The sequence below is a fragment of the Streptomyces sp. CB01249 genome (genome assembly GCF_001905735.1).
GTDB lineage: Bacteria > Actinomycetota > Actinomycetes > Streptomycetales > Streptomycetaceae > Streptomyces.
Genome location: NZ_LISW01000004.1, coordinates 180,174 through 200,970 on the forward strand (window position 1 = coordinate 180,174; position 20,797 = coordinate 200,970).

At 68.4% G+C, this 20,797-nt stretch carries 17 protein-coding genes; 9 read left to right on the top strand and 8 right to left on the bottom strand.

Annotation, left to right across the window (positions count from 1 at the left end; genetic code table 11):
* Positions 1–54 precede the first annotated feature (54 nt).
* The gene (gene dnaB / locus AMK18_RS20395) at positions 55–1,533 is read right to left on the bottom strand and encodes a replicative DNA helicase (protein ID WP_018101868.1); all 1,479 of its coding nucleotides are present in this window, start codon (positions 1,531–1,533) and stop codon (positions 55–57) included.
* Positions 1,534–1,992: 459 nt separating this feature from the next.
* On the opposite strand from dnaB, the gene AMK18_RS20400 reads away from it, so the two are divergent.
* On the top strand, positions 1,993–3,330 hold the full coding sequence (locus tag AMK18_RS20400; RefSeq protein WP_018101869.1) for an MATE family efflux transporter: 1,338 nt from the start codon (positions 1,993–1,995) through the stop codon (positions 3,328–3,330).
* An 86-nt stretch (positions 3,331–3,416) separates the two neighbouring features.
* On the opposite strand, the gene rplI is transcribed toward AMK18_RS20400, so the two are convergent.
* From rplI to rpsF, 4 genes are all read right to left on the bottom strand, one after another.
* On the bottom strand, positions 3,417–3,863 hold the full coding sequence (gene rplI, locus AMK18_RS20405) for a 50S ribosomal protein L9 (RefSeq protein ID WP_018101870.1): 447 nt from the start codon (positions 3,861–3,863) through the stop codon (positions 3,417–3,419).
* A gap of 18 nt (positions 3,864–3,881) precedes the next feature.
* Positions 3,882–4,118: a 30S ribosomal protein S18 gene (gene rpsR, locus AMK18_RS20410; RefSeq protein ID WP_003967857.1), complete on the bottom strand. Its 237-nt coding sequence runs from the start codon at positions 4,116–4,118 to the stop codon at positions 3,882–3,884.
* Between the two features lie 43 nt (positions 4,119–4,161).
* A complete protein-coding gene (locus AMK18_RS20415; RefSeq protein ID WP_018101871.1) occupies positions 4,162–4,764 on the bottom strand; it encodes a single-stranded DNA-binding protein in 603 nt (200 codons plus the stop codon).
* Positions 4,765–4,838: 74 nt separating this feature from the next.
* Positions 4,839–5,129: a 30S ribosomal protein S6 gene (rpsF, locus tag AMK18_RS20420; RefSeq protein WP_018101872.1), complete on the bottom strand. Its 291-nt coding sequence runs from the start codon at positions 5,127–5,129 to the stop codon at positions 4,839–4,841.
* Between the two features lie 278 nt (positions 5,130–5,407).
* On the opposite strand from rpsF, the gene AMK18_RS20425 reads away from it, so the two are divergent.
* The 3 genes from AMK18_RS20425 (at position 5,408) to AMK18_RS20435 (ending at position 8,141) form a co-directional block, all read left to right on the top strand.
* Complete coding sequence (locus tag AMK18_RS20425; RefSeq protein WP_073863846.1) at positions 5,408–5,722, top strand: hypothetical protein; 315 nt, start codon at positions 5,408–5,410, stop codon at positions 5,720–5,722.
* Between the two features lie 162 nt (positions 5,723–5,884).
* Positions 5,885–7,003, top strand: coding sequence for a lipid II:glycine glycyltransferase FemX (locus AMK18_RS20430; RefSeq protein ID WP_018101874.1), 1,119 nt, complete (start codon positions 5,885–5,887; stop codon positions 7,001–7,003).
* A gap of 106 nt (positions 7,004–7,109) precedes the next feature.
* Complete coding sequence (locus tag AMK18_RS20435) at positions 7,110–8,141, top strand: alanine racemase (RefSeq protein WP_018101875.1); 1,032 nt, start codon at positions 7,110–7,112, stop codon at positions 8,139–8,141.
* 22 nt (positions 8,142–8,163) lie between these two features.
* Here AMK18_RS20435 and AMK18_RS20440 read toward each other — a convergent pair whose 3' ends face one another.
* Together AMK18_RS20440 and AMK18_RS20445 are read right to left on the bottom strand one after the other, a co-directional pair.
* A complete protein-coding gene (locus AMK18_RS20440) occupies positions 8,164–9,669 on the bottom strand; it encodes a glycosyltransferase family 87 protein (protein WP_073863847.1) in 1,506 nt (501 codons plus the stop codon).
* Between the two features lie 88 nt (positions 9,670–9,757).
* A complete protein-coding gene (locus AMK18_RS20445) occupies positions 9,758–12,517 on the bottom strand; it encodes a transglycosylase domain-containing protein (protein ID WP_073863848.1) in 2,760 nt (919 codons plus the stop codon).
* A 387-nt stretch (positions 12,518–12,904) separates the two neighbouring features.
* Between AMK18_RS20445 and AMK18_RS20450 the strand changes: the two genes are divergently transcribed.
* The 4 genes from AMK18_RS20450 (at position 12,905) to AMK18_RS20465 (ending at position 16,745) form a co-directional block, all read left to right on the top strand.
* A complete protein-coding gene (locus tag AMK18_RS20450) occupies positions 12,905–13,609 on the top strand; it encodes a PadR family transcriptional regulator (protein ID WP_018101878.1) in 705 nt (234 codons plus the stop codon).
* Positions 13,610–13,671: 62 nt separating this feature from the next.
* Positions 13,672–14,754: an inositol-3-phosphate synthase gene (locus AMK18_RS20455; RefSeq protein ID WP_018101879.1), complete on the top strand. Its 1,083-nt coding sequence runs from the start codon at positions 13,672–13,674 to the stop codon at positions 14,752–14,754.
* Positions 14,755–14,868: 114 nt separating this feature from the next.
* On the top strand, positions 14,869–16,134 hold the full coding sequence (locus tag AMK18_RS20460; protein WP_073863849.1) for an MFS transporter: 1,266 nt from the start codon (positions 14,869–14,871) through the stop codon (positions 16,132–16,134).
* A 44-nt stretch (positions 16,135–16,178) separates the two neighbouring features.
* Positions 16,179–16,745: an LppU/SCO3897 family protein gene (locus tag AMK18_RS20465; protein WP_018101881.1), complete on the top strand. Its 567-nt coding sequence runs from the start codon at positions 16,179–16,181 to the stop codon at positions 16,743–16,745.
* A 127-nt stretch (positions 16,746–16,872) separates the two neighbouring features.
* Here the strand turns inward: AMK18_RS20465 and AMK18_RS20470 are convergent, their stop codons facing one another.
* A complete protein-coding gene (locus AMK18_RS20470) occupies positions 16,873–18,315 on the bottom strand; it encodes a CCA tRNA nucleotidyltransferase (protein WP_073863850.1) in 1,443 nt (480 codons plus the stop codon).
* A 181-nt stretch (positions 18,316–18,496) separates the two neighbouring features.
* On the opposite strand from AMK18_RS20470, the gene AMK18_RS20475 reads away from it, so the two are divergent.
* Positions 18,497–20,794 carry a DUF6049 family protein gene (locus AMK18_RS20475; protein ID WP_073863851.1) on the top strand — a complete coding sequence of 766 codons (2,298 nt, stop codon included), beginning with the start codon at positions 18,497–18,499 and terminating at the stop codon, positions 20,792–20,794.
* Positions 20,795–20,797 lie beyond the last annotated feature (3 nt).

Sequence of the window (20,797 nt, forward strand, 5' to 3'; positions counted from 1 at the left end):
ACAACTACCGCTCGCACCGGCGGAAGGCGACTCCATTTCCCGGTCCGGTGCCGGTCAGGTCTGCGCCATGTCCACGAAGCGGGAGTAGTGGCCCTGGAAGGCGACGGTGATCGTCGCCGTGGGGCCGTTTCGGTGCTTGGCCACGATCAGGTCCGCTTCGCCGGCGCGCGGCGACTCCTTCTCGTACGCGTCCTCGCGGTGCAGCAGGATCACCATGTCGGCGTCCTGCTCGATGGAGCCGGACTCACGGAGGTCGGAGACCATCGGCTTCTTGTCCGTGCGCTGCTCGGGGCCACGGTTCAGCTGGGAGAGCGCGATGACCGGCAGCTGGAGCTCCTTGGCCAGGAGCTTGAGGTTTCGCGACATGTCGGAAACCTCCTGCTGACGGCTCTCGGCACGCTTCGAACCGCCGGACTGCATCAGCTGGAGATAGTCGATGACCACCAGCTTGAGGTCGTTGCGCTGCTTGAGGCGACGGCACTTCGCCCGGATCTCCATCATGGAGAGGTTGGGGGAGTCGTCGATGTAGAGCGGGGCCGCGGAGACGTCCGGCATCCGCCGGGCCAGCCGCGTCCAGTCCTCGTCGGTCATCGTGCCGGAACGCATGTGGTGAAGGGCCACGCGTGCTTCGGCGGACAGCAGACGCATCGCGATCTCGTTGCGCCCCATTTCCAGGGAGAAGATCACGCTGGGCATGTTGCTCTTGATCGAGCAGGCACGGGCGAAGTCCAGGGCGAGGGTCGACTTACCCATGGCGGGACGGGCTGCGATGACGACCATCTGGCCCGGGTGCAGACCGTTGGTCAGGGCGTCGAGGTCGGTGAACCCGGTGGGCACGCCCGTCATTTCGCCGCTGCGGGAGCCGATCGCCTCGATCTCGTCGAGGGCGCCTTCCATGATGTCGCCGAGCGGCAGGTAGTCCTCGCTGGTCCGCTGCTCGGTGACGGCGTAGATCTCCGCCTGGGCCGAGTTCACGATGTCATCGACATCGCCGTCGGCCGCGTATCCCATCTGCGTGATCTTCGTACCGGCTTCCACGAGCCGCCGCAGGACAGCGCGTTCGTGGACGATCTCCGCGTAGTACGAGGCGTTGGCCGCCGTCGGCACCGACTGGACCAGGGTGTGCAGATAAGGCGCCCCGCCCACCTTGGTGATCTCGCCGCGCTTGACCAGCTCGGCGGCCACGGTGATCGGGTCGGCGGGCTCGCCCTTGGCGTAGAGGTCGAGGATCGCCTGATAGACGGTCTCGTGCGCGGGGCGGTAGAAGTCGTGGCCCTTGATGATCTCCACGACGTCGGCGATGGCGTCCTTGGACAGCAGCATGCCGCCGAGCACGGACTGCTCCGCGTCCAGGTCCTGGGGCGGCACCCGCTCGAAGCCGGCGGAACCGCCTTCCCAGTCGGTGGACTCACGGCCGCGGTCGTGGCGGTCGCCCCGGTCGCGGTCCTCACCCCGGCGCTGGCGGGATACGGGCAGCCGGTCACTGGGGCCGGTGTCCGCCCATGGGTCGTCCAAGGGTTCGGGAATGCTCATCCGGCCACCTCCTCCCGTCCGCTCCGCGGACCTAGCCGTGCTCCTCTTTCTTACGGCACGGCACCGACAAACAAGACCCCCGACTCCGGTTCCGGTGTGTCGAGTTCTGCGGTGTCGCAGAGCCGAAACAGGGTGGGGGCGCCGGACTACGGTAGGCGGCTCCGCACCGTCAGCCAATCTGGTTATCCACAGGCCCTGTGGATGAGCGGGCAGATGCTGTGGAGAACCCCTCGGAACCTGTGCACGGACCGGGGGACAGCACTGTGGACAAACTCATAGACCACCTGCAAATACCGCTGTGACCTGGCCTTTTCCCATCCACCGGCTGTGGGGGAGAAAAAGTTGGACGCTCAGGGCGAGATCATCCCGTGCCCGGTGCAAGAGTTGCCCACAGGCAAGCAAATGTAAGGACCCATAGCCGATTGCATCTCTTACCTGTGGAAGATTAGATTGGCTGCCATGATCCAGCCACCGGGAACCCCGTCTTCCCGCCGCCGACGGCACGACCGCGAGATCATCGCGCTCGCCGTCCCGGCCTTCGGCGCGCTCGTGGCCGAGCCGCTTTTCGTGATGGTCGACAGTGCCATCGTCGGCCATCTCGGCACCCCCCAGCTGGCCGGACTGGCGGTCGCCGCCGCCCTTCTGACCACCGCCGTGAGCATCTTCGTCTTTCTCGCGTACGCCACCACGGCAGCGGTCGCCCGCCGGGTGGGCGCCGGAGATCTCGCCTCCGCGATCCGCCAGGGCATGGACGGCATCTGGCTGGCCCTCCTGCTCGGTGTCGCCGTCATCGCCCTGACGCTTCCCCTCGCCCCCTGGCTCACCGAGGTGTTCGGCGCCTCCTCCACAGCGGCGCCCCACGCCATCACCTATCTCCGGATCTCCAGCCTCGGCATCCCCGCGATGCTGGTGGTGATGGCCGCGACCGGGGTACTCCGGGGCCTCCAGGACACCCGCACCCCGCTCTACGTCGCCGTCGGAGGCTTCGCAGCCAACGCGGCCCTCAACGCCGGCCTCGTCTACGGCGCCGGCCTGGGCATCGCCGGCTCGGCCTGGGGCACGGTCATCGCCCAGCTCGCGATGGCGGCCGCGTATCTGGTCGTCGTCGTGCGGGGAGCGCGGCGCCACGGCGCGTCCCTGCGCCCCGACGCCGCGGGCATCAGGGCCTGTGCCCAGGCGGGTGCGCCCCTCCTGGTCCGGACGCTGTCGCTGCGGGCCGTCCTGCTCATCGCCACGGCGGTCGCCGCCCGGCTCGGCGACACCGATATAGCCGCCCACCAGATCATCCTCTCCCTGTGGAGCCTGATGGCCTTCGCCCTCGACGCCATCGCCATCGCCGGGCAGGCCATCATCGGGCGCTACCTGGGCGCGAACGATGCGCAGGGCGCACGCGAGGCGTGCCGTCGGATGGTGGAGTGGGGCATCGCGTCCGGTGTGGTCCTGGGCGTGCTGATCGTCCTGGCCCGGCCGCTGTTCGTCCCCCTGTTCACCAGCGACACGGCGGTCCAGGATGCCCTGCTGCCCGCCCTGCTGGTGGTGGCGGCCACCCAGCCGATCGCCGGCGTCGTCTTCATCCTGGACGGCGTGCTGATGGGTGCCGGCGACGGGCCGTACCTGGCCTGGGCCATGCTCGTCACACTGGCCGTCTTCGCCCCCGCGGCCCTCCTGGTCCCCACTCTGGGCGGCGGGCTCGGCGCGTTGTGGTGCGCGATGGCACTGATGATGATCGTGCGGATGGCGACGCTCTGGCTCCGTACCCGCTCCGGGAAGTGGCTGGTCACCGGCGCGACCCGCTGACCGATTCGGCATGTTTCACGTGAAACGGCGAAGGGCCGCACCCCGGAGGGTGCGGCCCTTCACTGTTCTGCTGAGGTGCGGCCCGATCAGGCAGCAACAACCTCGACGCCGAGCTTCGCAGCGACCTCGGGGTGCAGACGGACGGACACCTGGTGCCCGCCCAGCGTCTTGATCGGCGAACCGAGCTCGACGCGACGCTTGTCGACGTCCGGACCACCGGCGGCCTTGATCGCCGAGGCGATGTCGGCCGGGGTGACGGAGCCGAAGAGCCGGCCGGCGTCGCCGGAGCGAACGGCCAGACGGACCTTGACGGCCTCGAGCTTGGCCTTGACCTCGTTGGCCTGCTCGATCGTCGCGATCTCGTGGATCTTGCGGGCGCGGCGGATCTGCGCCACGTCCTTCTCGCCGCCCTTGGTCCAGCGGATGGCAAAGCCACGCGGAACCAGGTAGTTGCGGGCGTACCCGTCCTTGACGTCGACGACGTCGCCAGCGGCACCGAGGCCGGTGACTTCCTGGGTGAGGATGATCTTCATGATTCGGTCACCCTTCCCTTATCGCGCGGTGGACGTGTAGGGCAGCAGCGCCATCTCACGGCTGTTCTTGACTGCCGTGGCGACGTCACGCTGGTGCTGCGTGCAGTTGCCGGTGACGCGGCGGGCACGGATCTTGCCGCGGTCGGAAATGAACTTCCGCAGCATGTTCGTGTCCTTGTAGTCCACGTACTGGGTCTTGTCCTTGCAGAACGCGCAGACCTTCTTCTTAGGCTTGCGCACAGGCGGCTTCGCCATGGTGTTTCTCCTGTGTGATCAAGAAGTGGGGGTACGAGCTTCCCTAGAAGGGGGGCTCGTCCGAGTAGCCGCCGCCGGAACCGCCGGAGCTTCCGCCCCAGCCGCCTCCGCCGCCGCCCTGCTGGCCCCCGCCCTGGCCGCCGGCAGGCGCGCTCGTGGCCCACGGGTCGTCGGCGGGAGCACCGCCACCACCCTGCTGGCCACCACCGGGACCGCCGCCCCAGTTACCGCCGCCCTGCTGGCCGCCGCCGTATCCACCCTGGCCGCCCTGACCACCGCGACCGGTGGTCTTGGTGACCTTGGCCGTGGCGTTCTTGAGGCTGGGGCCGACTTCCTCGACATCCAGCTCGTAGACCGTGCGCTTGACGCCCTCGCGGTCCTCGTAGGACCGCTGCTTCAGCCGGCCCTGCACGACAACGCGCATGCCTCGCGTGAGCGACTCGGCGACGTTCTCCGCCGCCTGCCGCCAGACCGAGCAGGTGAGGAACAGGCCTTCGCCGTCCTTCCACTCATTGGTCTGCCGGTCGAAGATGCGGGGAGTGGACGCGACACGGAACTTCGCGACCGCCGCACCGGACGGGGTGAAGCGCAGCTCGGGGTCGTCGACGAGATTGCCGACGACCGTGATGACGGTCTCGCCTGCCATGGATGAACCTCTCGGCGGGGATTGCTTCTGGCTGCTTGCTGCTACTCGAACCCGATGACCGCTGAGCTAGAAGCTCAGTGGATCTCGGGACGGAGGACCTTGGTCCGGAGGACCGACTCGTTCAGGTTCATCTGGCGGTCGAGCTCCTTGACGACCGCAGGCTCGGCCTGCAGGTCGATGACCGAGTAGATGCCCTCGGGCTTCTTCTTGATCTCGTAAGCGAGACGACGACGGCCCCAGGTGTCGACCTTCTCAACCTTTCCTTCGCCCTCACGGACGACGGAGAGGAAGTTCTCGATCAGCGGGGAGACTGCGCGCTCCTCGAGATCGGGGTCGAGGATGACCATCACCTCGTAGTGACGCATGTGGAACCCACCTCCTTTGGACTCAGCGGCCACGGTCGTTCCGTGGCAGGAGGGTCGTGATGCGTTGAGCAACGGTGCCCGAGTAAAACAGCCCCCACTGACAACGCCCTCGATGAGGAGGGGCGGTCCATGCGGGCCTGGGCAGACACCGGTGCAGACCGTCCAGAGTACCCGCAGACCGGCTTCCGGTTGAAATCCGGTGGTCAGGGGACGCAATCTGTACACATCGGGTGTGAGCGGCGCCACAACCGCGCCGCATGTCGGCCAGGAGGTACTCCATGGCACACGTAACGCGGACCCGCCCCTCCGTCTCGCTCTTCGCCACGGACGGCAGGCCCCATCCGCTGCAGGGCGCGCTCGTGGTGATCACGCTCGTCCTCGGCGCCCTCGCCTTCGTCTCGGCGATGTTCCACAACCTGCATCTGCTCAGCTCGTGGGCGGGCCTCATCGGGATCCTCACGGGGGCGTACGGCCAGTACATCTCCGTCACCACGCGCGAGAGGTTCCCGCTGATCATCGGCATGGGCGCGTCCGCCCTCGGGTTCTTCCTCGGGATGGCCCACGGCGGACTCTTCGGCGGCGTGATCGGCTGACCTCCCGGGTCCGGCCCGGGCGGCTCCGTCACCGGACGGGGCCGCCCCCGCACGCGTACAGGCACACGGGGCCAGACAGCTCGCTCCACGGCCACAGTAGGCTTCGGCGCGAGAGCCGGAGCCCCTGACCGATGGGGACACACCTGCCGAGGAGCGCCCCGCATGAGCCTGACCCTGAGGACCATCAGCCGAGAGCAGCATCTGGCCTACATCCAGAGTCTGCCCGCGGCCAGCCACATGCAGGTCCCGGCATGGGCGGATGTGAAGGCAGAGTGGCGCTCCGAGAGCCTGGGCTGGTTCGACAAGACCGGTCAGCTCGTCGGCGCCGGCCTGGTGCTCTACCGGCAGCTCCCCAAGATCAAGCGCTACCTGGCGTACCTGCCCGAGGGCCCGGTCATCAACTGGTACGCCCCGAACCTGAGCGACTGGCTTGAGCCGATGCTGGCGCACCTCAAGCAGCAGGGCGCCTTCTCGGTGAAGATGGGCCCGCCGGTGGTCATCCGCCGCTGGGACGCCGCGGCCATCAAGGGCGGCATCCAGGACCCGGACGTGAAGCGCCTGCGGGACGTCGAGGCCACGCACATCGAGCCGCGCGCCTTCGAGGTCGCCGACCGGCTGCGGAAGATGGGCTGGCAGCAGGGCGAGGACGGCGGCGCCGGCTTCGGTGACGTACAGCCCCGCTACGTCTTCCAGGTGCCGCTGGCGAACCGCTCGCTGGAGGACGTCCACAAGGGCTTCAACCAGCTCTGGCGGCGCAACATCAAGAAGGCCGAGAAGGCCGGCGTCGAGGTCGTCCAGGGCAGCTACGCGGAGCTCTCCGAGTGGCAGCGGCTGTACGAGATCACGGCGGAGCGCGACCGCTTCCGCCCGCGCCCGCTCGGCTACTTCCAGCGCATGTGGACGGCCCTCAACAGCGAGGACCCCAACCGGATGCGGCTCTACTTCGCCCGTCACGAGGGCGAGAACGTCGCGGCGGCGACCATGCTGATCGTCGGCGGACACGTCTGGTACTCGTACGGCGCCTCGGCCAACCACAAGCGCGAGGTCCGCCCCTCGAACGCGATGCAGTGGCGGATGCTGCGCGACGCGTACGCCATGGGCGCCACGGTCTACGACCTGCGCGGCATCTCCGACTCGCTGGACGAGACCGACCACCTCTTCGGTCTGATCCAGTTCAAGGTCGGCACCGGCGGCCAGGCCGCGGAGTACCTCGGCGAGTGGGACTTCCCGCTCAACAAGCTGCTCCACAAGGCGCTCGACATCTACATGTCACGCCGCTGATCCGAGCCCCACAGCTGACGAAACCGTCTTCATTGGTTTCAATGGGGCCTGAACACGCTTCTCCTCCCTGATCCACCGCAGCCACCAGAAGGGTTCCGGACCGGCCATGGCGCTCTCCCTGTACGTCGACACCGCGCGCTGGCGGGCGCACCAGAAATCCGTTATCGACCAGTTCCCGGGCATCGTTCCGGTCTGCAAGGGCAACGGGTACGGCTTCGGTCACGAGCGGCTGGCCGACGAGGCGATCCGCTTCGGGTCCGACATCCTCGCGGTCGGCACCACCTACGAGGCCGCCCGCATCAAGGACTGGTTCAGCGGTGACCTGCTGGTCCTCACGCCGTTCCGGCGCGGTGAGGAACCGGTGCCGCTGCCCGACCGCGTCGTACGGTCCGTGTCCTCCGTGGACGGGGTGCACGCCCTGGTGGGCGCCCGGGTCGTCATCGAGTGCATGAGCTCGATGAAGCGCCACGGCGTCAAGGAGGAGGAGCTCGGGCAGCTGCACGCGGCCATCGAGGACGTACGCCTGGAAGGCTTCGCCCTCCACCTGCCGCTGGACCGTACGGACGGGTCGGACGCGGTCGAGGAGGTCATCGCGTGGATGGACCGCCTGCGGGCGGCCCGGCTTCCGCTGCACACGATGTTCGTCAGCCACCTGCGCGCCGACGAGCTCGCCCGGCTGCAGCAGCAGTTCCCGCAGACCCGGTTCCGCGCCCGCATCGGCACCCGGCTCTGGCTCGGGGACCACGAGGCGACGGAGTACCGGGGCGCCGTGCTCGACGTCACCCGCGTCGTCAAGGGCGACCGGTTCGGCTACCGGCAGCAGAAGGCCGCGTCCGACGGCTGGCTGGTCGTCGTCGCCGGCGGTACCTCGCACGGCGTGGGCCTGGAGGCCCCGAAGGCGCTGCACGGCGTGATGCCGCGCGCCAAGGGTGTCGCCCGGGCCGGCCTGGCCACCGTGAACCGCAACCTTTCCCCGTTCGTCTGGGCGGGCAAGCAGCGCTGGTTCGCCGAACCGCCGCACATGCAGGTGTCGATCCTGTTCGTGCCCTCGGACGCCGAGGAGCCCCGGGTGGGCGACGAGCTGGTGGCCCACCTGCGCCACACGACCACGCAGTACGACCGCATCGTCGAACGCTGAGTCCGCGCGCCGCCCGCCCCGCTCAGTCGGCGGCGGGCGTGCCGGCCGTACCCCACTCCACCCGCGGCCCGGGCGCCGCGGGCAGCGCCTCCCGGCGTGCCGCACCGGTATCGACCAGGTGGGACAGTACGAACACGTCCTCGGCCCCGTCGAGCACCCCGCCCGACGGGTCGTCCGAGCCGTCGCGCCGCACCCCGTCGCGTTCCGGCATCACGATGTCCCGTACGACGACGGCGCACAGGTACAGCGTGCCCAGCAGATGCAGCACGATCGCCAGCTGGTAGCCCTCCGTCGGCAGCCCCTGGTGCTTGTCGCCGCTCGTCGTGTAGGCGAGGTACAACCAGATCCCGAGGAAGTACAGGACCTCGCACGTCTGCCAGATCAGGAAGTCCCGCCAGCGGGGCCTGGCCAGCGCGGCGAGGGGGATCAGCCACAGCACGTACTGCGGTGAGTAGACCTTGTTGACGAGGATGAACACCGCGACGACGAGGAACGCGAGCTGCGCGAAGCGCGGCCGGCGCGGTGCCGTCAGGGTCAGGACGCCGATCGCGGCGCACAGCGCGATGGTGGCCACCGTCGAGACGGTGTTGACCGTGCCGACGTCGATGGACTCACCGGTGCGCTGCGTGATGACCAGCCAGAACGATCCGAAGTCGATGCCGCGTTCCTCGCTGAAGGTGTAGAACTTCTTCCACCCCTCGGGCGCGAAGACCATGACCGGCAGGTTGACCACCAGCCAGGAGCCCGCCGCTCCCAGCGCCGCCGCCCCGAACTCCCGCCACTTGCCCGCCCGCCAGCACAGGACGAACGCGGGCCCCAGCAGCAGGACGGGGTAGAGCTTCGCGGCCGTCGCCAGGCCGATCAGGATGCCGAACGCCAGCGGGCGGCTCCGGGACCACATGAGCATCGCCCCGGCCGTGAGAGCCACGGCCAGCAGGTCCCAGTTGATCGTGGCGGTGAGCGCGAAGGCGGGCGCGAGCGCCATCAGCAGGCCGTCCCAGGGGCGCAGCCGGTGCGTGCGCGCGACGCAGACGGCGATCACTGCGGTGCAGATCATCAGCATCCCGGCGTTGACCAGCCAGTACGTCTGCTCCTGCCCCTGGATGGAACCGCCGCCCGGGGTCAGCCAGGCCGCGACCTGCATGAACACCCCGGTGAGGACGGGGTACTCCAGGAACTGCATGTCCCCGGGCAGCCGGTCGAAGTACGGCACCAGTCCGTCGGCGAAGCCGCGTCCCGAGTACAGGTGCGGGATGTCCGAGTAGCACGCGTGCGTGTACTGGGAGCCGGCTCCCCTGAACCAGGCCCAGTTGTAGCAGGGCAGCTTCTGCACCATGCCGAGCGCGAACATCCCGATGGCCACCAGGGCAATCGCCCCCACCGGGGTGAGCGCGGCGCTGCCGAGCCGCGACCAGCGGCCCGACCTCCCGCCGATCAGCTCGCTCCCGGCCGCCGCGACCTCGTCCCGGTGCGTGGGCCGTACGACGGGCCGTTCCTGGTGCACGCTCGTGTCCTCTGCGCTTGGCATGCCGCACATCCTGCCGTACGGCGCTGTGGAAAGGACGAGGGCCGCTGCACCGGGGTGCCGCGGCCCTCATCAACTGCTGTACCGGGCTCTACCCGGTCGTACCACCCCACCAGCTGGTGGTCCCGGTGCTGTTGTTCCCGGTGCCGTTGGTGTTGCCCCCGGTGGCGCCGTTGTTGGTTCCGGTGCCCCCGTCCGAGCCGTCGTCCCCACCCGTCGTGCCGGTGGAGGTGCCGGTATCCGTTCCGCCGTCGTTGCCCTGGCTCGTACCGGTATCCGTACCGCCGTCGTTGCCCTGAACGGTGCCCGCGTTGGCGCCGCCATTGTTGTTCTGGCAGTTCCAGTCCCACGTACCGCAGGTGTCGCTCGGGTCGGGGGTCGGGACGTCCTGCGTGGGCGTGGGCGTCGGGGTCGGCTTCGTCGTCTCGGTCTCGGTCGGCGTGGGCGTGGGCGTCGGCGAGGGCTTCTTGGACGCGCCGCCGCCGTAGACCTTGTCCCCGATCGGTTCCGCCTTGGGGAAGGGCTCCGCCTTCACCTTCTTCATCGCCTCGACCATGTAGTCGTGCCAGACCTGTGCGGGGAACGACGCACCGTGGATCTTGTCCTTGCCACCGGTGCCGTACATCTTCTCGAACGCACGGTTCTTGTGCTTCTCGTTGTCGTCCAGCCGGTACATGCTGATCGCAGTCGACAGCTGCGGCGTGTAGCCGACGAACCACGCGGACAGGTTGTCGTCGGTCGTACCCGTCTTGCCCGCGACCTCACGGCCGGGAAGCTGGGCGGACGTACCGGTGCCCTTCGCCACGACGTTCTTGAGCACGTCCGTGACGTTGTCGGCGATGACGCTGTCGAAGGCGCTCTTGGTGACCGCCTTGTGCTGGTACTCCGGCTTGCCGCGCTTCTTCACCTCGGTGACGGAGTACGGATCGCGCTGCTGGCCCCGGGCCGCGAAGGTGGCGTAGGCGCCGGCCATGCTCGTCGTGCTGGGCGAGGACGTACCGATCGAGAAGGACGGCACGCTGGAATCCGCCATGTACCGGTCGTCCTTCAGGCCCGCCGCTATGGCCGCCTTCTTCACCTTGTCCGTGCCGACGTCCATGCCCAGCTGCACGTAGGGGGAGTTGGCGGACCACTGCATGGCCTCACGCAAGGTGATGTTGCCGTACGACTCGTGGTCGTCGTTGGTCTGCAGCCACTCCTTGCCGGCCTTGTCGGTCCAGACGTCGCCGTTGTACTTCTTGATCTTCAGCTTGTTGGCGCCGTTGTAGATGCTGAGCGGTGAGACCTTCGTACGCTGCGACTCGTCCTGCTCCGCGTCGCCGGACGGGTCCCGCTTGCCGTACTCCATGGCGGCTGCCAGCACGAAGGGCTTGAAGGTCGAGCCGACGGCGGCGCCGGTGGGGTCGGCGTTGCTCTGGTAGTGCTTGGTCGCGTCCACACCACCGTAGATCGCCTGGATCGCGCCGGTCTTGGGGTCGACCGACGAACCGCCGAACTGCACATGGGTGTCTTCCGGGCGCTTCTTCGGGTCGATGTTCTCGTCGTAGACGCGCTTGACAGCCTTGCTCAGCTGATTGACCTTCGTCTGGTCGAAGGTCGTGTGGATCTCGTAGCCGCCCTGGTCGAGCATGTCCTTGTTGATCTTGGTGTGCTCGTAGATCTCGGCATTGGCGGTGTTGACGAGGTAACCGATCTGGCCGCCCAGCTGCGCGGCCCGCTTCGGCTTGTCGGGCGTCGGGAACTTCGTGTACTTGGCCCGCTCCTCCTGCGACATGCGGCCGTCCTTCACCTCCTCGTCGAGGATCCACTTCCAGCGCTTCGTCGCCCGCGCGAGGTTCTTCGCCGGAGTCGCCTGCACCGGGTCGACCTCCGGCGCACCGGCCGGGTCGTAATAGCTGGCGCCCTTGAGGAGGCTGGCCAGGAAGGCGCACTGGCTCGCGTTCAGGTCCTTGGCGTCCACGCCGTAGTACGTACGGGCCGCGGCCTGGATGCCGGAGGCGCCGCGCCCGTAGTACGAGACGTTCAGGTACCCGGCCATGACGTCCTTCTTCTTCATCTCGCTGCCGACCTTGAGCGTGATGAAGAGTTCCTCGAACTTGCGGCTGAGAGTCTGCTCCTGTGACAGCCGCGAGTTCTTGACGTACTGCTGGGTGATGGTCGAACCGCCCTGGGTCTGGCCGCCCTTGGCCATGTTGAAGACGGCCCGGGCGATACCCATGGGGTCGATGCCGTGGTCGGTGTCGAAGGACTTGTTCTCGGCCGAGATGACGGCGTTGCGCATCGCCTCGGGGATCTGCGCGTAGTCGATGACCTGGCGGTTGACCTCACCGCCGGTGGCCACCATCTGGCTGCCGTCCGCCCAGTAGTAGACGTTGTTCTCCGCCTTCGCGGCGTCCTTGACCTCCGGCTTGGCGACCATCGCGTACGCGAGGCCGGCAAGGCCCATCAGCAGGCCGAGGAAGCCGATGCACAGGCTGGACACCAGCTTCCAGGACGGAACCCAGCGGCGCAGACCCTGACGGCCGGCGCGCGGGTAGTCGATGAAGCGCTTCTTGCCCGGACGCCTGCCTCCGCGCCCGCCACCCTCGTGCCCGCCGTCCCCGCCACCGCGACGCCGTCCACCGCCGCCGCCGTCGGAACCTCCACGGCCTCCGCCGCCTCGCTGGGCCGCCCGTCTGGCGGCCGCACGACCTGCGTACGGGGCCTCCTCGCCGTGCGAGCCGGAAGGTGAGGCTGAAGTTACTCCGCGTGACGGTGCTGCGCGGCGTCCTGAGGACTGCTGGGCGGCGCGTCGGGCCGCGGCACGTCCGCCGCCTTGCGGTTGCGACGTCTTGCGACGGTGCTCGCTCATCGAACGACTACTCCTCGGGCAGGCGAGAACGCCTGGAAGCGGCAGGTGAGATCCGGTCCCCCGAATGACGGGCCGGCCCGGCGACGGGCTCGCCCGCTATGCGTCCGGATGGCCCGCGAGCACTCACGCATGCGCGCGTCTCGCGGTTCCCGGTGGTCTGCATGCCGCACAGACTACGCACGGTCAAAACCCTCCTGGGACCGAACTTCACCCCAAATAACGCAAGTCGGTTCCTACGAATTGGCGATGTGACGCCGCTCACTGAGGCTCCCCTTGTCGGCGCCGCCGGTCCGATCTATCGTGCTGATGTATCGAGTCGATACATCAGCTCGGTACATCGATTCGGTACAAGGGACCGTGAGAGCACTCGGAGAAGGAGGGGCGAGGTTGAGCAGACGTTCCGGCATCCTCGAGTTCGCCGTCCTCGGACTGCTCCGCGAATCCCCGATGCACGGCTATGAGCTGCGCAAACGCCTCAACACCTCGTTGGGCATCTTCCGTGCCTTCAGTTACGGGACGCTCTACCCCTGCCTCAAGACGCTGGTCGCCAGCGGCTGGTTGATCGAGGAACCGGGGACCGCTCCGGCGGAGGCGGCACCCGGCTCCGGCCGGCCCGTCGCTCCCGCCTCGTCCCTGGCGGGGCGCCGAGCCAAGATCGTCTACCGATTGACGGCTGAAGGTAAGGAGCACTTCGAGGAGCTGCTCTCGCACACCGGCCCCGATTCCTGGGAGGACGAGCACTTCGCGGCTCGCTTCGCCTTCTTCGGGCAGACGGAGCACGACGTGCGCATGCGGGTGCTGGAAGGCCGTCGCAGCCGGCTGGAGGAGCGCTTGGAGAAGATGAGCGCCTCTCTGGCCCGCACCCGTGAGCGCCTCGACGACTACACACTTGAGCTGCAGCGACACGGCATGGAGTCCGTGGAGCGCGAAGTGCGCTGGCTGAACGAGCTCATCGAGAGCGAGCGGTCGGGACGGGATCAGCGACGATCCTCGCCCGAGGGCTCAGCTCAGCAGAAGACCTCAGGAGAGCCTGACGGCCTGCCCCGGCGGGGAGACAACCCGCCGGATCCGTCCGGCGACACCGCCAAGTGAGTTCACCGCAGATCCGCGGCGGGCTCATCAGAAACATCCATTACACACAGGGAGCAACCGGAATGGGTTCGGTTCGCGTAGCCATCGTCGGCGTGGGCAACTGCGCCGCCTCGCTGGTCCAGGGCGTCGAGTACTACAAGGACGCCGATCCGGCCGGCAAGGTGCCCGGTCTGATGCACGTCCAGTTCGGCGACTACCACGTGCGGGACGTCGAGTTCGTCGCCGCCTTCGACGTCGACGCGAAGAAGGTCGGCCTCGACCTCTCGGACGCCATCGGTGCGAGCGAGAACAACACCATCAAGCTCTGCGACGTGCCGAACGCCGGTGTCACCGTCCAGCGCGGCCACACCCACGACGGCCTGGGCAAGTACTACCGCCAGACCATCGAGGAGTCGGCCGAGGCCCCGGTCGACGTCGTCCAGATCCTCAAGGACCGCAAGGTCGACGTCCTGGTCTGCTACCTCCCGGTGGGTTCCGAGGTGGCCGCGAAGTTCTACGCCCAGTGCGCCATCGACGCCAAGGTCGCGTTCGTCAACGCTCTTCCGGTCTTCATCGCCGGCACCAAGGAGTGGGCGGACAAGTTCACCGAGGCCGGTGTCCCGATCGTCGGCGACGACATCAAGTCGCAGGTCGGCGCCACCATCACGCACCGCGTGATGGCGAAGCTCTTCGAGGATCGGGGCGTCATCCTGGACCGCACGATGCAGCTGAACGTCGGCGGCAACATGGACTTCAAGAACATGCTCGAGCGTGAGCGCCTGGAGTCCAAGAAGATCTCCAAGACGCAGGCCGTCACCTCGCAGATCCGTGACCGCGAGCTCGGCGCGGACAACGTCCACATCGGCCCGTCGGACTACGTGGCCTGGCTGGACGACCGCAAGTGGGCGTACGTGCGCCTCGAGGGCCGTGCCTTCGGTGACGTCCCGCTGAACCTGGAGTACAAGCTCGAGGTCTGGGACTCCCCGAACTCCGCCGGTGTCATCATCGACGCCGTCCGCGCGGCGAAGATCGCCAAGGACCGCGGTATCGGTGGCCCGATCCTCTCGGCCTCCTCGTACTTCATGAAGTCCCCGCCGGTCCAGTACTTCGACGACGAGGCCCGCGAGAACGTCGAGAAGTTCATCCGCGGTGAGGTCTCCAACTGACTCCCGTGAGTCAGCCGCGCAGATGAGGAGCGGCAACGCTTCTCGGCTGCCGCGCCGTTGAGGGCCCCTGGGCAATCCGCCCGGGGGCCCTCGTCGTGTGTGACCCTTGCTCCCATGCCCGTCGCGCGCGACCTGCGCATACTTCTCCGCCTCCCGGACTTCCGCCGTCTGCTGGCCGTGCGGGTCCTGTCCCAGTCGGCCGACGGCGTCTATCAGGTGGCGCTGGCCACGTACGTGGTCTTCTCGCCGGAGAAGCAGGCGTCCGCCGGGGCGATCGCCTCGGCCATGGCCGTGCTGCTGCTCCCCTATTCACTCGTCGGACCCTTCGCGGGCGTGCTGCTGGACCGCTGGCCCCGGCGTCAGGTCTTCGTCTACGGCAACCTGCTGCGCTCCGGGCTCGCCTGCTGCACCGCCCTCCTGATCATCCTCGGGGCTCCGGCATGGCTGTTCTACGCCTCCGCGCTGTGCGTCACCGCGGTCAACCGCTTCGTCCTCGCCGGTCTCTCCGCCGTTCTGCCACGCGTGGTCAAGCGGAAGCATCTGGTGCTCGCCAACTCGCTGTCGCCGACCGCGGGCACCCTTGCCGCCACCGCGGGCGGCGGACTCGCCTTCGTAGTACGGCTGCTGGCGGCCTCGGACTCCGCCGTGGTGCTGCTCGGGGCGGCGCTCTACCTCGCCTCGGCGCTGGCGGCGCTGAGCCTGGCTGCGAAGCTCCTCGGACCCGACCGCGAGCCCGGCCGCATGTCGCTACGGGCAGCGCTGACGGCAGCGGCCGGAGGACTCCTCGACGGACTGCGGCACTTGCTGAAGCACCGGGGCGCGTCCCGGGCGCTGGCCGCGATGACGGTGATCCGGTTCTGCTACGGGGCGCTGACCGTCATGGTCCTGATGCTCTGCCGGTACGCCTGGACGGAGAACGAGGACGATGGTCTGGCGCTCCTCGGCCTGGCGGTGGTCGTTTCCGGCGCCGGGTTCTTCGCGGCGGCCGTACTGACTCCCTGGGCCGCGGGGCGGCTTGGGCGGCTCCGTTGGATGGTGGTGTGCGCGGGCACCGCCGCGGTCCTCGAACCGGCCCTGGGGCTGTGGTTCGCTCCGGCGCCAATGCTCGTCGCCGCGTTCGTCCTCGGCCTCGTCACACAGGGGGCGAAGATCGCCACGGACACCGTGGTGCAGACCTCCGTGGACGACGCCTACCGGGGCAGGGCCTTCTCGTTCTACGACGTGCTGTTCAACGTAGCCTTCGTCGCCGCGGCGGCGGTCGCCGCGCTGATACTTCCGCCTGACGGGCGGTCCGTGGTGCTGGTGATCGGTGTGGCGCTGCTCTACGCAAGTTCTGCCCTGTGCCTCGCGCATTGGAGTCGGGGCGGTGATGTCCTATAGCGTGCCCGCGTCAAACACGACGCACGAATCACGGGGGAATCCAGATGACTTACCCGCCACAGCAGGGCAACGGCCCCTACGGCCAGCAGCCTCAGCCCTACCCGCCGCAGCAGGGCGGATACGGCTACCCGCCGCAACAGCCCCAGCAGGGGTGGGGCGGCCCGCAGCAGCCGCAGCAGCCGCAGGGCTGGGGAGCCCCTCAGCAGCCACAGCAGCCCCAGGGGTGGGGCACCCCTCCGCAGGGGCCTTCACAGCCCTCGGGCGGCAAGAAGGCGTTCCTCGCCACCCGCAACATCATCATCATCGTCGTGGGCCTCGTCGTGCTCGCCGGGCTGAAGTTCGGCCTGGGTGACATGTTCGAGTCCGACGCCAAGGCCGCTGCGGTCGGGGACTGCTTCGAGAACAAGGGCACCAACTACAACCCGGACATGAACTCCGTCGACTGCAGCTCGTCCGCCGCCGAGTACAAGGTCGCCGAGGTGCACGACAACACCACCGACACCGACCTCTGCGACCCGGAGAAGTACTCCGCCTACACCGAGAGCTCGGGTCGCCGTAAGAGCCGGAACAGCGTGGTGCTCTGCCTGACGCCGCTCAAGCCGACCGGCTGAACCTCCGCAGTACCCAGAAGACCGACCGAGGGCGTTGTTTCACGTGAAACAACGCCCTCGGCGTATGCGTCGGCGCTCATGTTTCACGTGAAACATGAGCGCCGACGCATGGAACGAAGCGAGAGCGTCAGCTCTGCGCCTCCCACCACTTCTTCAGTTCCGCGACCGCCGTGTCGTGCTCCAGCGGACCGTTCTCCAGGCGCAGTTCCAGCAGGAACGCGTACGCCTTGCCGATGACCGGGCCCGGGCCCACACCCAGGACCTGCATGATCTCGTTGCCGTCCAGGTCCGGCCGGATCGCGTCCAGCTCCTCCTGGCTCTTCAGCTGGGCGATGCGCTCCTCAAGCCCGTCGTAGGTGCGCGAGAGGGCAGCGGCCTTGCGCTTGTTACGCGTGGTGCAGTCGGACCGGGTCAGCTTGTGCAGCCGCTCCAGAAGCGGACCGGCATCCCGTACGTAGCGGCGCACCGCGGAGTCGGTCCACTCGCCGTCGCCGTAGCCATGGAAGCGCAGGTGCAGCTCCACCAGCTTCGAGACGTCCTTGACCATCTCGTTGGAGTACTTGAGCGCCGTCATGCGCTTCTTGGTCATCTTGGCGCCCACCACCTCGTGGTGGTGGAAGGAGACCCGCCCGTCCTTCTCGAAGCGCCGCGTCCTCGGCTTGCCGATGTCATGGAGAAGAGCGGCGATACGCAGAACGAGGTCCGGCCCGTCCTCCTCCAGGGCGATCGCCTGCTCCAGGACGGTCAGGGAGTGCTCGTACACGTCCTTGTGCCGGTGGTGCTCGTCGCTCTCCAGCCGAAGCGCCGGCAGTTCGGGCAGGACCTGCTGGGCCAGGCCCGTCTCCACGAGGAGCGACAGGCCCTTCCGGGGATGAGAGGAGAGCAGGAGCTTGTTCAGCTCCTCACGCACCCGCTCGGCGGAGACGATCTCGATCCGGCCCGCCATCTCCGTCATGGCGTCGACGACCTCGGGGGCCACCTCGAAGTCGAGCTGTGCGGCGAACCGTGCCGCCCGCAGCATGCGCAGCGGGTCGTCGGAGAACGACGCCTCAGGCGTCCCGGGAGTACGCAGGACCCGCTCGGCCAGGTCCTTCCGGCCGTCGTGGGGGTCGATGAAGACCTTCTCCGGCAGCGCGACGGCCATGGCGTTGACCGTGAAATCGCGCCGCACGAGGTCGTCCTCGATGGAGTCGCCGTAGGACACCTCCGGCTTGCGCGAGGTCCTGTCGTACGCCTCCGACCGGTACGTCGTGACCTCGATCTGGTAGCCGTGCTTCTGCGCCCCCACCGTGCCGAAGGCGATCCCGACCTCCCACACGGAGTCGGCCCACGGCCTGACGATCTTCAGCACGTCCTCGGGGCGGGCGTCGGTCGTGAAGTCCAGGTCGTTCCCGAGCCTGCCGAGAAGTGCGTCACGGACCGAGCCGCCGACCAGTGCGAGACTGAATCCGGCATCCTGGAATCGGCGGGCGAGATCGTCGGCGACCGGGGCGACCCGCAGCAGTTCGCTGACTGCGCGGTGCTGCACCTGGGTCAGGGCGCTGGGGTTGTCTGCGTTGGCATTCGGCACAACAGAAAAGGGTACGTGCACGGACCGGTCCGGGCGTCACCCATTTCCCGGGCCCTGCGAGACTCTCCCGATCATGCAGCGCACTCCCCGGCACTTAGCCCCGACGCACCTCGTTACCATGCGGGGACGCAGCAACGGACGACGATCCACAGCAGTTGACGATGACGAGGGACGGGTACGCGTGGCCGAGGCGGCAGACATCCAGGGGATGAATCCCTCTCCTGCCCGCCGGTGGCTGCGGCGCACAGCCGCCGTGCTCGCCGGGGCGCCGCTCGTCGCCGCCCTGCTGGCGGGCGCCGCCGCCCCGTCGGCGCGGGCCGACGCCCCGGCCAAGGCTCCGACGGGGTCCAGCACGGTGTCGGTGTCCCTGGACGACATCACCCCCAGCGCCCCGGAGAAGGGGGACACGCTGCGGATCTCCGGAACGCTGACCAACAAGGGCAAGGAGACGGTCACTGACGCCCAGGTCGACCTCCGGGTCGGCCCCCGTCTCTTCAGCCGGACCGCCATCGACGCGGCCGCTCGGCGCACGGGATACCTGCCCGGTACCGACCCCTATCCGATCGGCGGCAAGTACACGGTCGAGATCGACAAGCTGCGCTCGGGAATCAGCCAGGACTTCACGCTGTCCGTACCGGTCAGCAAGCTGAATCTCGGGGACGACGGGGTCTACCAGCTGGGCGTCTCGCTGTCGGGGCGCACCTCGCACACCGTGTACGACCAGGTGCTCGGCATCAAGCGGACCTTCCTGCCCTGGCAGGACGGCGACCGCGACTCCAAGATCGGCCTCAGCTACCTCTGGCCGCTGATCGCGTCCGCGCACCTCACGGCCGAGACTGGCTCGGACGAGCAGCAGACCCCGGTATTCGCCGATGACGACCTGGCCGCGGAGATCGCGCCGGGCGGCCGACTCGAACAGATGGTCTCCCTGGGCAGCCGGCTGCCTGTGACCTGGGTCATCGATCCGGACCTGCTGGCCAGCGTCGACGCGATGACCAAGCCCTACCGGGTCAAGTCCGGCGACACCACGGTCGCCGGGACGAACCAGGACGTGGCCAAGAAGTGGCTGACCTCCCTGGAAGCGGCGGTGTCCGAGGGCAAGGTCGTGGCCCTGCCGTTCGGCGACCCGGACCTGGCCTCGATCGCCCACCGGGGCAAGAACGTCTCCGGCACCCTCAGCCATCTGCAGACCGCCAGTGAGGTCGCCGGGATGACGGTGGAGACGATCCTCCACCTGAAGCCGTCCACCGACTTCGCGTGGCCCGTCGACGGTGCGGTGGACCCGTCGATCGTGGACGTCGCCACCTCGGCCGGCGCCCACCATGTGATCGCCCGCAGCGACAGCCTCGACGAGACCGGGAACCTGGTCTACACGCCTTCCGCCGCCCGCCCGATCGGCGGCGGCACCACGGCGGTCGTCTCCGACGCGAGGCTCTCCACGGCCTTCCAGGGCGACATGGGCAACGCCGGGAGTTCCACGCTCGCCGTGCAGAAGTTCCTCGCCCTCACCCTCGCCCTGGCCGAGCAGGACACGGACAAGGACCGTTCCGTCGTCGTCGCACCCCAGCGCACGCCCACGGTCGCCCAGGCGCAGTCGATGGCACGCGCCCTCCACGCACTGGACGACGACCGCTGGACGAAGTCCGAGGGGCTGGCCCAGGCGGCGGCGACCAAGCCCGACTCCGAGGCGACCACCGATGTGCCTCCGGCGTCCCGGTACCCCAAGAAGCTGCGCCGCCAGGAGCTGCCCACCCAGGCGTTCCAGGACATCAAGTCCATCCAGTCCTCGCTCAACAACTTCCAGGTCATCCTGACCCACCCCGAGCGGGTGGTGACCCCCTTCGGCAACGCCGTCAACCGGTCCATGTCGACCTCGTGGCGGGGGAAGCCGCTGAAGGCCCAGCAGTACCGGGACTCGGTCCGCACCTATCTGCAGGGGCTCGTCGGCGAGGTCCAGCTCGTCCCGAAGTCGGACATCACGCTGTCCGGCCGCAGCGCCACGATCCCGGTGACCGTGCAGAACAGACTGCTGCAGGACGTCGATCACCTGGTGCTGCGGCTGAAGTCGGACAACGCGACACGGCTCAAGCTCAACGACGGCGGCAGCATCGCGGAGCAGCCCATCCAGATCGGCGCCGGGCACAGCCAGTCCGTGAAGTTCGACGCGGCGGCCAACATCAACGGCCAGGTCCAGATGACCGCGCAGCTCTACACGGAGGACGGGACTCCGTACGGTGAGGAGATGGCCTTCACCGTGAAGGTCTCCGAGATCACCCCGACGGTGCTTCTGGTCATCGCCGGCGGGCTCCTGCTGCTGGTGCTGGCCGGCATCAGGATGTATGCACATCGCAAGCGCGCCAACGCGGGCGGCGCGGCGGGCGACGACGGCAGTGAACCCGAGCAGCCGAGTGACCCGACGCCGGACACCGGTCCCGAAAGCGCGGAGCCGTCGGGCACGGGTGAGAAAGTGGACCGTTGAGCG

Coding starts and splice junctions, on each gene's coding strand:
- dnaB (WP_018101868.1), bottom strand. CDS start 1,533: ATGAGCATTCCCGAACCCTTGGACGACCCATGGGCGGACACCGGCCCC.
- AMK18_RS20400 (WP_018101869.1), top strand. CDS start 1,993: ATGATCCAGCCACCGGGAACCCCGTCTTCCCGCCGCCGACGGCACGAC.
- rplI (WP_018101870.1), bottom strand. CDS start 3,863: ATGAAGATCATCCTCACCCAGGAAGTCACCGGCCTCGGTGCCGCTGGC.
- rpsR (WP_003967857.1), bottom strand. CDS start 4,118: ATGGCGAAGCCGCCTGTGCGCAAGCCTAAGAAGAAGGTCTGCGCGTTC.
- AMK18_RS20415 (WP_018101871.1), bottom strand. CDS start 4,764: ATGGCAGGCGAGACCGTCATCACGGTCGTCGGCAATCTCGTCGACGAC.
- rpsF (WP_018101872.1), bottom strand. CDS start 5,129: ATGCGTCACTACGAGGTGATGGTCATCCTCGACCCCGATCTCGAGGAG.
- AMK18_RS20425 (WP_073863846.1), top strand. CDS start 5,408: ATGGCACACGTAACGCGGACCCGCCCCTCCGTCTCGCTCTTCGCCACG.
- AMK18_RS20430 (WP_018101874.1), top strand. CDS start 5,885: ATGAGCCTGACCCTGAGGACCATCAGCCGAGAGCAGCATCTGGCCTAC.
- AMK18_RS20435 (WP_018101875.1), top strand. CDS start 7,110: ATGGCGCTCTCCCTGTACGTCGACACCGCGCGCTGGCGGGCGCACCAG.
- AMK18_RS20440 (WP_073863847.1), bottom strand. CDS start 9,669: ATGCCAAGCGCAGAGGACACGAGCGTGCACCAGGAACGGCCCGTCGTA.
- AMK18_RS20445 (WP_073863848.1), bottom strand. CDS start 12,517: ATGAGCGAGCACCGTCGCAAGACGTCGCAACCGCAAGGCGGCGGACGT.
- AMK18_RS20455 (WP_018101879.1), top strand. CDS start 13,672: ATGGGTTCGGTTCGCGTAGCCATCGTCGGCGTGGGCAACTGCGCCGCC.
- AMK18_RS20460 (WP_073863849.1), top strand. CDS start 14,869: ATGCCCGTCGCGCGCGACCTGCGCATACTTCTCCGCCTCCCGGACTTC.
- AMK18_RS20465 (WP_018101881.1), top strand. CDS start 16,179: ATGACTTACCCGCCACAGCAGGGCAACGGCCCCTACGGCCAGCAGCCT.